The sequence below is a fragment of the Demequina aurantiaca genome, assembly GCF_000975135.1.
GTDB classification, from domain to species: domain Bacteria; phylum Actinomycetota; class Actinomycetes; order Actinomycetales; family Demequinaceae; genus Demequina; species Demequina aurantiaca.
The window spans coordinates 1,784,329-1,795,438 of sequence record NZ_BBRF01000001.1 but is presented as its reverse complement, the minus strand read 5'-3'; the positions used below and the strand labels follow the sequence as shown (position 1 = coordinate 1,795,438).

At 67.3% G+C, this 11,110-nt stretch carries 10 protein-coding genes; 2 read left to right on the top strand and 8 right to left on the bottom strand.

What is annotated here, in order from left to right; all coding sequences use genetic code 11:
- Window positions 1-53 precede the first annotated feature (53 nt).
- Complete coding sequence (gene hrpA, locus AOP73_RS08110) at window positions 54-4,676, top strand: ATP-dependent RNA helicase HrpA (RefSeq protein ID WP_084626744.1); 4,623 nt, start codon at window positions 54-56, stop codon at window positions 4,674-4,676.
- The gene (locus AOP73_RS08105; RefSeq protein ID WP_061964545.1) at window positions 4,669-5,700 is read left to right on the top strand and encodes an alpha/beta hydrolase; all 1,032 of its coding nucleotides are present in this window, start codon (window positions 4,669-4,671) and stop codon (window positions 5,698-5,700) included. Before hrpA ends, AOP73_RS08105 begins: the two co-directional genes overlap by 8 nt.
- On the opposite strand, the gene AOP73_RS08100 is transcribed toward AOP73_RS08105, so the two are convergent.
- From AOP73_RS08100 to AOP73_RS08065, 8 genes are all read right to left on the bottom strand, one after another.
- Entirely contained in the window at window positions 5,697-6,209 is a 513-nt protein-coding gene (locus AOP73_RS08100; protein WP_061964544.1) for a GNAT family N-acetyltransferase, read from the bottom strand. The genes AOP73_RS08105 and AOP73_RS08100 overlap by 4 nt on opposite strands.
- Before the next feature lie 42 nt (window positions 6,210-6,251).
- Window positions 6,252-7,172 (bottom strand): RluA family pseudouridine synthase, encoded by a 921-nt coding sequence (locus tag AOP73_RS08095; RefSeq protein ID WP_061964542.1) that lies wholly within the window; start codon window positions 7,170-7,172, stop codon window positions 6,252-6,254.
- Complete coding sequence (gene lspA / locus AOP73_RS08090; RefSeq protein ID WP_061964540.1) at window positions 7,165-7,740, bottom strand: signal peptidase II; 576 nt, start codon at window positions 7,738-7,740, stop codon at window positions 7,165-7,167. Before lspA ends, AOP73_RS08095 begins: the two co-directional genes overlap by 8 nt.
- Window positions 7,737-8,189, bottom strand: a complete 453-nt coding sequence (locus tag AOP73_RS08085) for a TraR/DksA family transcriptional regulator (RefSeq protein WP_061964538.1) — start codon at window positions 8,187-8,189, stop codon at window positions 7,737-7,739. The genes lspA and AOP73_RS08085 overlap by 4 nt, the downstream gene beginning before the upstream one ends.
- A 110-nt stretch (window positions 8,190-8,299) precedes the next feature.
- A complete protein-coding gene (locus AOP73_RS08080; protein ID WP_061964536.1) occupies window positions 8,300-9,298 on the bottom strand; it encodes a DivIVA domain-containing protein in 999 nt (332 codons plus the stop codon).
- 137 nt (window positions 9,299-9,435) lie between these two features.
- The gene (locus AOP73_RS08075) at window positions 9,436-9,726 is read right to left on the bottom strand and encodes a YggT family protein (protein WP_084626674.1); all 291 of its coding nucleotides are present in this window, start codon (window positions 9,724-9,726) and stop codon (window positions 9,436-9,438) included.
- A 19-nt stretch (window positions 9,727-9,745) separates the two neighbouring features.
- Window positions 9,746-10,219: a cell division protein SepF gene (locus AOP73_RS08070; protein WP_061964534.1), complete on the bottom strand. Its 474-nt coding sequence runs from the start codon at window positions 10,217-10,219 to the stop codon at window positions 9,746-9,748.
- 92 nt (window positions 10,220-10,311) lie between these two features.
- Entirely contained in the window at window positions 10,312-11,085 is a 774-nt protein-coding gene (locus AOP73_RS08065) for a purine nucleoside phosphorylase YfiH/LACC1 family protein (protein WP_061964532.1), read from the bottom strand.
- Window positions 11,086-11,110: the final 25 nt, after the last annotated feature.

Genomic DNA, 11,110 nt, shown 5'->3' with positions numbered 1-11,110 from the left:
CGTCGTCGCCGCCGAGTTATGAGTCGCGCCTGGGACTTGCGACAATGGCAGGCATGTCCCCCGAGCCCGATGCTGCGAAGTCGCCTCAGCGACCCGCGCCAAAGAACGGCGACGACCGCGCGCGCCGCAGTGAACAGCGCGGCGACACTCCGGGCGGCGATAGCAAGCGCAGCAACAACCGCCGCGGCAACCGCACCAAGGACAACAACGGCCGTGGCCGCCGCAATGACCAGCGCCAACGCCCCCAGCGAGTGAGCCAGAAGGAACTCGACGCCGCTGCGGCCAAGCGCGCCGCCGTCACGCTGGAGCCCATTGTCTTTCCGCCGGAACTGCCGGTCTCCGCGCGCCGCGAGGACATCGCGGCCGCGATCCGCGACCACCAGGTTGTCATCGTTGCGGGCGAGACCGGCTCCGGTAAGACCACTCAGATCCCCAAGATTGCGCTCGCGATGGGCCGCGGCCGCACGGGGCAGATTGGCCACACTCAGCCTCGCCGCATCGCCGCTCGTTCGGTCGCGGAACGCATCGCCGAGGAGCTCGGCACCGAGCTGGGCAATGTTGTTGGCTACCAGGTGCGATTCACCGATCAGTCGTCCGAGCAGACGCTCGTCAAGGTGATGACGGACGGTATCCTGCTCGCTCAGATCCAGCGTGATCCGGAACTGCTGGCCTACGACACCCTGATCATTGACGAGGCCCACGAACGTAGCCTCAACATTGACTTCCTGCTCGGCTACCTCACCAATCTTCTCCCCCGCCGGCCGGACCTCAAGATCATCATCACGTCCGCCACCATCGACTCGACCCGCTTCGCGCGCCACTTCGCGAGCGGCGGCCCGCTGCCTCCGCTCGAGGAAGAGCCACAGGCGGACGATGCCGCGTCCCAAAGCACCACGCCGTCGCCCACGCCAACGGTCCCCGCTGACGAGCGCGCCGCGCCGGTCATCGAGGTCACGGGCCGCACATACCCGGTGGAGGTGCTGTACCGCCCACTCGAAGGCGAATCGAAAGGCCAGGAGAAAGATCTCATCACTGGCATAGTCGACGCGTGCGATGAGCTATCGACGTGGGGCAACGGCGACATTTTGGTGTTCCTGTCTGGCGAGCGTGAGATTCGCGACGCCGCGGACGCCCTCGAAGGTCATTACGGTCCCCGTGCCCGCGACCCTCGCCACCCGCAGCGAATCGAGATCCTGCCTCTCTACAGTCGCCTGAGCGCCGCGGACCAGCACAAGGTGTTCTCGAGCCACACCGGTCGGCGGATCGTGCTCGCCACCAACGTCGCCGAGACCTCCCTCACCGTCCCGGGCATCCACTACGTGGTGGACCCTGGCACGGCCCGCATCTCGCGGTACTCAAAGGCCACCAAGGTCCAGCGCCTGCCTATCGAGCCCATCTCGCAAGCCAGCGCCAACCAGCGCTCGGGCCGCGCGGGACGTCTCGCGGACGGCATCGCGATCCGCCTGTATAGCCGCGAGGACTTCGATACCCGACCGCCGTTCACCGAGCCGGAGATTCTGCGCACCTCGCTCGCCTCCGTGCTGTTGCACATGATCAGCGTGGGTGTGGTGTCCTCCCCCGCGGAGGTCGCCGACTTCCCGTTCGTAGAGTCGCCGGAGACCAGCGCGATCCGCGACGGCGTGCAACTGCTCGAGGAGCTCGGCGCGGTTACGGCGGGCAAGGGCGTGCACGCGCGCACCGTGCTGACCGACGTGGGTCGCAAGCTCGCACGCCTGCCGATTGACCCGCGCCACGCGCGCATGATCGTGGAAGGCGCGCGCCGCGACGTGGCCCGCGACGTCACGGTGATCGCGGCCGCGCTGTCTATTCAGGATCCCCGCGAGCGCCCCACCGAGCAGCGTGAGAAGGCCGACCGCGCGCACGCCCGCTTCGCCGACCCCGCATCCGACTTGCTGTCCTACCTGAACTTGTGGGAGTACTGCCGCGAGCGCCAGCAGGAACTCTCGGGGAGCGCATTTAGGCGCATGTGCAAGGCCGAACACCTGAATTTTCTGCGCATTCGCGAGTGGCAGGACCTCGTCGCCCAGATTCGCCAGCAGGCGCGCCCCCTTGGTATCGACATCCATCACCGCGCCCCCACCCCGGTGGTCGACGACCCCAAGGCGGCCGATGCATCGGCCGGCACGAGCGGCGGAAAGAACACCCAGGGCGAGGACGCCCCCGGCTCTATTCGCCACGTGTGGAATGACGAGGCGATTCACCGCTCGGTGCTCGCGGGATTGCTCTCACACATCGGCATGCAGGAAACGGCCGCACCCAAGGCGTCAAGCTTTGCGCACCTCAAGGGCAGCGCACGGGAAGCCGCGGTGCGCCGCGCGAAAAAGCAGGGCCGCAACGACTACATCGGCGCGCGCGGCGCGCGATTCGCGATCTTTCCGGGCTCTGGGCTGGCCAAGAAGCCGCCCGCGTTCATCATGGCGGCCGAGCTTGTGGAGACCTCGCGCCTGTGGGCGCGCGACGCGGCCCGCATCCAGCCCGAGTGGGCCGAGGAGCTCGCGGGACCGCTCGCCAAGAAGACCCACTCCGAGCCTCACTGGTCCACCAAGCGTGGGGCCGCGCTCGCCCGCGAGAAGGTACTGCTCTACGGCGTCCCCATCGTCACGGACCGCACGGTGCTGTGGGCACAGGTGGACCCCGAGGCCGCGCGCGACATGTTCGTGACGCATGCACTGGTGCAGGGCGAGTGGACCACCCATCACAGTTTCTGGAACGACAACCAACGGGTACTCGCGGAGGCCGCGGACCTCGAGGCCCGCTCGCGCACACGTGGACTCGTCATCGACGATGAGGCGATCTTCGCCTTCTACGACGAGCGCATTCCGGCGGAGGTGGTCTCCGCGGCCCACTTCGACAAGTGGTGGAAGGACGCGCGCCGCGAGAATCCGGACCTGCTCTCCTTCTCTCTGTCGCAGTTGGCCCCCGAGGCCGGGGAGGCGGACCCCAATGAATTTCCCTCGGACTGGCCGCAAGGCGAGTTGACGCTCCCCCTGACCTACCAATTTGAGCCCGGTACGGAAGCCGATGGCGTCACCGTTCACCTTCCCCTCGAGGTACTGCCGCAGGTTGTCGCGGATGGCTTTGACTGGATGGTTCCCGGGCTGCTGGACGAACTCACGACGGCCACCATCAGAGCGCTTCCCAAGGCCATTCGTCGGCTCTTGGTACCCGCGCCCGACACCGCTCGCGAGGTGCTCGGCTGGCTCGACGCCCACACCCCCGAGTGGGCGGACATCGTCCGGGCTGGCGACATGGCGAACTCGTTCCAGAGCGAATTTGGCCGCGCGGTGCGCGACATCCGCGGCGTCGACATCCCGGACGAGGCCTGGGACGAGGCCACCGAGCGTCTGCCTGCGCACCTGCGCATGACGTTCCGCGTGGAGGAACGCATCACCGAGCCCGGCCGTGGGGGCCGCACCCGCACGCGCGTGGAGGTGGTGGGCGAGTCGAGCGACCTGCTATCGCTGCAGCGCCACCTCGCCGACCGCGCCCGCGCCGCAGTGCAAAGCGCGGTGCAGAGCACCCGGACCGGCACGGGGAGCCCATCGCCAACCCGCACGCCGACGCCACACCCGATGCCAGGCCTCAGGAATGAGGACTCCGGCACGCCACCCCGTGCACCCGCCGCAGGGGCGGCCTCGGGTGCCGGCGCCGCCGAACCCTCGTCAGCGACCTCGAACCCCACGTCATCGGACGCCAAGGAGGTGGCCTCACTCCCCCGCAGCATCGACGAGCAGGCGCACCTCTCGACCTGGCCCGCGGGCCTGCCCCAAGGCGCCCTGCCATCCGAGGTCGCCACGCAGGTAGGTGCGCTCGTGGTCCGGGGCTACCCCGGCATCGTCGAGGAGGGCGCCGCCCCGTCCCTCACCGCGGCGCTCCGAGTGCTCGCCGACCGCTCCCGCCGGGATGCAGCTCATGCGCGCGGCGTGCGCCGACTCCTCACCGAGGAGGCCGCGCTCGGCACCAAGCGCATCACCTCCCGCTGGACCGGAACCGAGTCCCTCACCCTCGCGGCCTCGCCCTACCGCTCCACCGAGGCACTGGTGGCCGACCTTCAGTTCGCCGCGGTATGGGCTCTGACCACGCCCGATGCCGGGGCGGCCGCGGCATCGGCCGGTGGCTTTGACGCGGCGGCGGTCCGCGACGCCGAGACCTACGCCAAGGCCCTCGCCCACGTCCGCGCGCACCTTGAGGACGAGGTGTACGCGCTGGTGGGGCGGATCGTCCCCGCGCTCGCGGCCGGTCGCGACATCGACGTGGCGGTGGCGAACACGTCGAGCCTCGCGATGCTGCCCATCCTGGCCGACGTGCGCGACCATAAGGCCGAACTGCTCACCGAGGGCTTCCTCGCGCGAGTCGCGCCGCACCGCATTCGGCACCTGGCGCGGTACCTGCGGGCGGACGTCCACCGGCTCGACAAGGCACCCTCGGATCCCAACCGCGACGCCGAGCGGCTGTGGCAACTCCGCGGCGTGGCCGACGAGGTGGCTGCCGCTCGTGCGGAGTATGAGGTGGGTAGGAGCGACCAGGAACGCGAGCAGCAGCTCGAGCAGGCGCGCTGGATGCTCGAGGAGCTACGCGTGTCGCTGTTCGCACAGCAGCTCGGTACCGACGGACCCGTCAGCGACAAGCGCATCCGAAAGATGCTTCATGGCTGACACGTCAGATCACCGGAGCATCGACCCTGACCAGGGTGGCAACGCGTTCACAGCACGCACCGCCCCGGCCCGCACGTGGCTGACCTGGACCGGCCGTACGGTCTCCGTCGCCGCGGTCGCGGTGGTGCTGTGGGCCTGCCTCACGGCGTGGGGCGCCATCGTCCACGGGCACCCGGCCTACGCGATCCTGCTGGGCCTCACCGTCATGGGTGCGGCGTGGGCGTTGTGGCGTTCGTTCGCGGCGCGCACACGCGCATCTGGCTGGCGGCTCGTGCTGCGCATCGTCCTGCTGGTGGTGGCAGTCGCGTGGGTGGGCGCCATGTGGTGGCTGCGACCGTTCACTGCCCAAGAGCCCGCTCTGAGTGCCCTGGAGTCCGATGCCACCGTCACGGTGAGCGAGTCGGCAACACAGATTGTCCTGACGCCCAACGCGGTGCCGAGGTCCACGGGAGTGTTCTTCCAACCCGGCGCGCTGGTTGAGGCGCGAGCGTATGCGGCAATACTGCGCCCCCTGGCCGAGTCCGGCTACACGGTGGTCATTCCCAAGCAACCCCTGGGCATCGCGTTCCTCGCCCTCCCGGCCTTCGACAGTGCGCGCCCTCGCTACCCTGACATCGATCGATGGGTGCTGGGTGGCCACTCGCTGGGAGGCGTGGTCGCCGCCATCGAGGCCGACGACAATGACGCCGACGGCGCCGAATCCGACGGCGCTCCCGCCGTGGGACTGATGTTCTTCGCCTCCTATCCCGCGGGCAACATCAGCGAGTCGCTGACCGCCTCGGTGGAATCCATCTCGGGCACCGAGGATGGCCTGTCGACACCCGCGAAGATTGACGCGTCACGCGCGAACCTGCCCGCGGACAGCACCTTCACCCAGATCGAGGGCGCATCGCACTCCCAGTTCGCGGACTACGGACCGCAACCGGGAGACGGAACTCCCACCATCAGCCATGATGAGGCCCGCACACGAATTTCGGATGAGGCGCTGCGGTTCCTGGCCTCGCTCGAGCCCGGCCAGAACTAGAGCGGAACATCCTCGTCGGTCACGACCTTGTACGCGTCGTGGTGCGTGATGCCCTCGTCGAGGTACCCCTCGCCAAACGCCGTGTAGCCAAGGCGGGCATAGAAATCCATCGCCTGGTCCTGCGCGCTGAGCTCGACACGCACCTCTCCGGAGGCGCCGTGCCGCTCAAGAGCAGCCTCCTCGAGGAACTCCATCACCGCACGCCCAGCGCCGGTGCCCCGCGCCTGCTTGATCGCCGCCACACGGCCGATGTGCGGCAGCGCGGGATCCATGAGGCCGTGAGAGGTCCCGGCGCCGTGAAACGTGTCCGTGTGGGGAGCCAGCAGGCGCCCGACCGCTAGCGGGGTGCCGTCATCCGCGTAGGCCACGCAGTGCAGCGTGCGCGGGTCGTCGTCAAGGTTGTCGCGTTCCGACTCGGGATCCACGGCCTGCTCGTCAACGAACACCGCGAAACGAATCGCGAGGGCGTCGGCGAACTCCGCCTCATTGGTCACTGCCTGAACGCGCATGGGCGCCTGTCCTTCCCGGCGCTAGGCGCCAGATTCAACCGACTAGGAGGCCCGCAGCTTCTCGAGTGCGGCGGCCAAATCCTCGGGGTACTCGCTGGTCACACGCAGTTCGCCGCCACGCGTGGGGTGCTCGAACGCGAGCTCCTTCGCGTGCAGCCACTGACGCTTAAGTCCCAGGCGCTTGGCCAGGGTGGGGTCCGCGCCATACTGCAGGTCGCCCACGAGCGTGTGACGCATCGCGGTCATATGCACGCGGATCTGGTGCGTGCGCCCGGTTTCGAGGTGAACCTCGATGAGCGAAGCTGCGGGGAACATCTCCATGACCTCGTAGTGAGTAACCGACGGACGGCCACCCTCAATCACGGCGAACTTGAAGTCGGAGGACGGGTGACGGCCGATAGGCGCGTCGATGGTGCCCTCGGTGGGATCCATGTGCCCCTGCGCGATCGCGTGGTAGATCTTGTCGACCGTGCGCTCCTTGAATGCCCGCTTGAGAGCGCTGTATGCGGCATCGGACTTGGCCACCACCATCAGCCCCGACGTCCCCACGTCGAGTCGGTGGACAATTCCCTGACGCTCAGGCGGGCCGGCATCGGCGAGCGTGTGACCGCTGGCAGCGAGGGCACCGACGACCGTGGGGCCTTCCCAGCCGGGAGACGGGTGCGCGGCGACGCCCACGGGCTTGTTCACGACCAACAGGTCGTCATCCTCGTAGACCACCTCGAGTCCGCCGGGCACGGCTGGCTCAGGGCCGCGCTCACGCTCGTCCGGAATGGTGATTTCGATGACTCCCTCGCCAATGCGGGAGGACTTGCCGAGCTCGGCACCGTCCTGGGTGGCGGCTCCAGCCGCGAGCAGGTCGGCACACTTGGTGCGGCTGAGGCCGAGCATGCGCGACAGCGCCGCATCGGCGCGATCCCCTACGAGCGAGTCGGGAACGGGAAGGTAACGGGTATCACTCACTGGGGCGCGCCTCTGGGCTGGTGCTATCGCCAGCGCCGAGCGCGTCGGAACCGGCGGCCGCATCGGCGTTGGTAGACGTTTCGTCTGTGTCGCTGCTCGCGGGCGCGAGCAGGTTCTTTCCTAGGATTCCCATCAAGACCACCACGATGGCAGCGCCAACGATCGCAATATCCGCGATGTTGCCCACGAACCAGCCGTTGTAGTTGATGAAGTCAACCACGTGGCCCTGGCCAAAGCTGGGGGCCCTGAAGAGGCGGTCGATCAGGTTGCCGATGGCGCCGCCCAGTCCGACGCCGAAGATCCATACGGCCGCCGTCGTCTGCGCGCGGCGTGCGTAGTAGACAATGGCGACGCTCACGATGATCGCGACGATAGTCAGCAACCACGTCGTGGAGTTGCCGAAGGAGAAGGCGGCACCGGAGTTAAAGACTAATTCGATGCCGAGCCAGTCGCCGAGCACCGGGTGCAGTTCGCCGGGCACCAGGTTATTGAGCACCCACTGCTTGGAGAGCTGGTCCGCGAGGACCACGCCGCCTGCGACCAGCCAAAGGGCTGGCCGCCAGGTCAACGCCGCTCCTCGCGCTGCTTACAGGTGACGCAGTGTGAGGCGCGCGGGAATGCCTGCAGGCGTGCCTTGCCGACACCCTTGCCGCAGACCCGGCACGCGCCGTACTTGTGCGCCTGCACGCGGCGCAGGGCGTCAACGCTCTGCTCCAGCATGTCGCGCGTGTTGTTGACAATGCTCATCTCCTGCTCACGCTCGAGGGCGGTGGATCCGGCATCAGCCTGGTCGTCACCCGCACCCTCAGAGGTGTGGAGGAGATCATCGAGTTCAGTCTCAGTCGCGTGGAACTCGGCGACCAGTCGCTCGACGTCAGAATTGAGCGTCTTAACGATGTCGCGGAGCTCCGCAACCTTCCATGGCTCGTCTCCGTCGCGGACGGGGAGCTCCTTCGCGTCAGCCGGCTTAATTTCAGCCGGATCGACCACGATGATGTTTACGTCAGTGCTCGTCATTCCTCATCCTCGATTGACTCCAGTGGAGTGAGACTAGTCCCGTTTGTCCCCCGACGCAAAGCGCCGCACCGCTGATGTCAGCGGTGCGGCACCTCGCGTGCGGGGTTTTGCTAGAAAGCAGTGGGGTAACGCGGCGGCTCCTGGCCATTGCCTTCGGGGGCGTTGCCGCCTCCGACGATGGGCTGCTGCGCGGTCACCGGAGCGAAGGGGTTGGCGAAGTTCTTCGCCTCACCGTTGTCGTCGCTCGGGGAGTCCTGCGCCGGCGCCTGGTAGCCAAAGCTCTGACGGACAGGCGGGGCGTCCACGGCTGGGGCGTCGGAGCCACCGTCCTGTGGAGCGTCGTTGCCAGCAGCGGTGTCCGACTCGTCGGCGGCTTCCCCAGGGGTGAACTCCGTCGAGGGGGCATCGGTCGCGTCGGCTTCGTTGGCTTCGTCGGCAGCATCGTCGGCAGAGGCATCGTCGTCTGCCGCGTTGCCCTCGGGCCACTGCACGCCAGCTGCAGCGGGAACGGCTCCCGCAGCATCGTCAGATGACTTCGGGGAGGCCGCGGCCTCTCGCGAGGTGCCGTGGTCGAGGTCGCCAAGCAGGTTCTCGAGGAACGTCTTGATGCGGGCGCGGTAGTCACGCTCAAAGCGACGCAGATCGTCGATCTTGCGCTCGAGGTCGCCGCGCTCGGCCGCCAGGTCGTCCATGCGACCCTTCGCGTCCTGCTGCGCCTGCTCGACGATGGACTCGGCCTTGGTCTTGGCCTCGTCGATGATGCGGTCCTTCTCCTCCTCGCCGGCGTTGACGTACTCGTCGTGGAGCTTCTGCGCCATCGCGAGCATGCCTGCGGGGCTGGGCGGGTTGGGGTCGGTCGCGGCACCCAGGAGACCGGACGTGCCGGGCACGCCACCAGCCTCGGTCAGCGGTGCGGCCTCGACGCCCTGCGACGCTCCCCCACCTGCCTGAAGGCGGGCGGCGAGGTCATCGCGCTCAGCAATCAGTGACGTGATGGTGTGAGCCACCTCGTCCAAGAAGTCGTCGACTTCATCCTGGTCGAAGCCTTCGCGGTACTTGGTCTTTGAGAACGCCTTGTTGAGGACGTCTTCAGCGGTGAGCAATGCCATCTCGTCTACCACCTATTACAGTCGGCCGGCCGCGGGTGGGCCGGTACGGGATCAATTTTCGGTCGGACATCAAACGCGTCATTCACAATTCACTCTACTCACTTACGTATCGGCACGCACTTGAGCATCCGTAAGCCCTACGTCGGGATGTACGCCAGTACCACTCGCAACATGAACAGCGCGACGAACACGATGAGCATGGACAGGTCAATGCGCATCTGACCCAAGGTCAGTGGCGACACAAAGCGGCGCACAAACTTGAGGGGCGGGTCGGTGACGGTGAATACAGCCTCCGTGAGCACCAGCATCACCCCAGTGGGGCGCCAGTCGCGGGCGTAGGCCATCACGAAACCAAGCACGATGCGACCAAAGAGGCACAGCGTAAAGAGGAAAATGGCAAAGTCGGCCGCGTTTACAAATACTTTCACGCAGTGAGCCTAACCGAGCCTAGGCCTGATTGAAGAATGCCTGATCCTCTTGGTGGGGGTCCGAGTCCATTCCGATCTCGACGTGCGCCGGCGACAGCAGGAAGACTGCGGTCGTCACACGCTCAATCGATCCGTGCAGGCCAAAGGACAGACCGGCGGAGAAGTCCACGAGGCGCTTGGCGTCGGCGTCGGACATCTCGGTGAGGTTCATGATGACGGGGACGCCCTGACGGAACGCCTCTCCGATCAGACGCGCGTCATTGTACGAACGCGGCTTGATGGTCTGGATGCGGCGCAGCTCCGCAGCGGACATCGGTGCGGGGGCGGCCTCGCGGTGGCGATCGTGACGCTCGGAGCGCGACGCCTTCTGCTTGACCTCTGACACGTCGTGGAGGTTCGTCACTGGTGCGAGCTCCTCTTCTGCGTAGTCGTACTCCTCGTGCTCGCTTACGTCGAACCCGAGGTACTGAATTGCCTTTCGCATTGCGCTCATGGCACTCCCCTTAATCACATCAGTTGGCACGAAAAGTTATGTGTTCTCACGGTACGGCGGCTATTTGAATTCCCTCGTGCGACACGCCGCGACTATCGCGCGATGCGTGTAGAGCCCCCCGGCCCCTCGCACACGATGACGCCCGCATGGCGCCCCGTCACGCCGTCCCTGCGGTGAGAGAAGTAGCTCTCGTCCTCGAAGGTGCACGACGTGGATCTCACCACGTCCCCAAAGCCGAATTCGGCCAGGCGTGACTCGATCGCCCGCGGAATGTCGAGCGCGGCAGTGCCCTGCCGGGTCGAGGCGCGTGCGGCCGGATGACGCGATGCCACCCGTTCCCGCATCTCTACGGGGACCTCGTAGCATCGGCCGCAAATTGAAGGGCCGATGCTCGCGGTCAGCAAGGCACCGTCAGACCAGCCACCGCGCAGGTCAAAGATTGCCGCCATCGCGGCGTCAATGACTCCGCGGTACAGGCCCTCTCGCCCGCAGTGCACGGCCGCCACCGCGCCCGATGCGCCGTCATGGATCAATACTGGCGCACAGTCTGCGGCGATTGCGCCCAGGGCGACTCCGGCCTCCGACGCCACCAGGACGTCCGCCAAGGGAAGGGTCCGCGTCTGTGCCGTCACGTGGCCAACCGCGATGCCGTGGGCCGCATTGAGAAACCTGACGGGCGCGCCAGCCCGCTCCGAGACGATGCCGCGGTTGCGTTCCACCGCGACGGCATCGTCCCCGACGTGATCGGCGACGTTGAGGGACTGGTACGGAGCCAGGCTGACGCCTCCCGCACGGGTCGTGAAGAACGCGGTGACGGGAAGCCCAGCGTCGCCGTCACGGACGGCAGAACGGTCGTGGCGGGGCACTACCGCGCCCCGGCCACGACTCGAC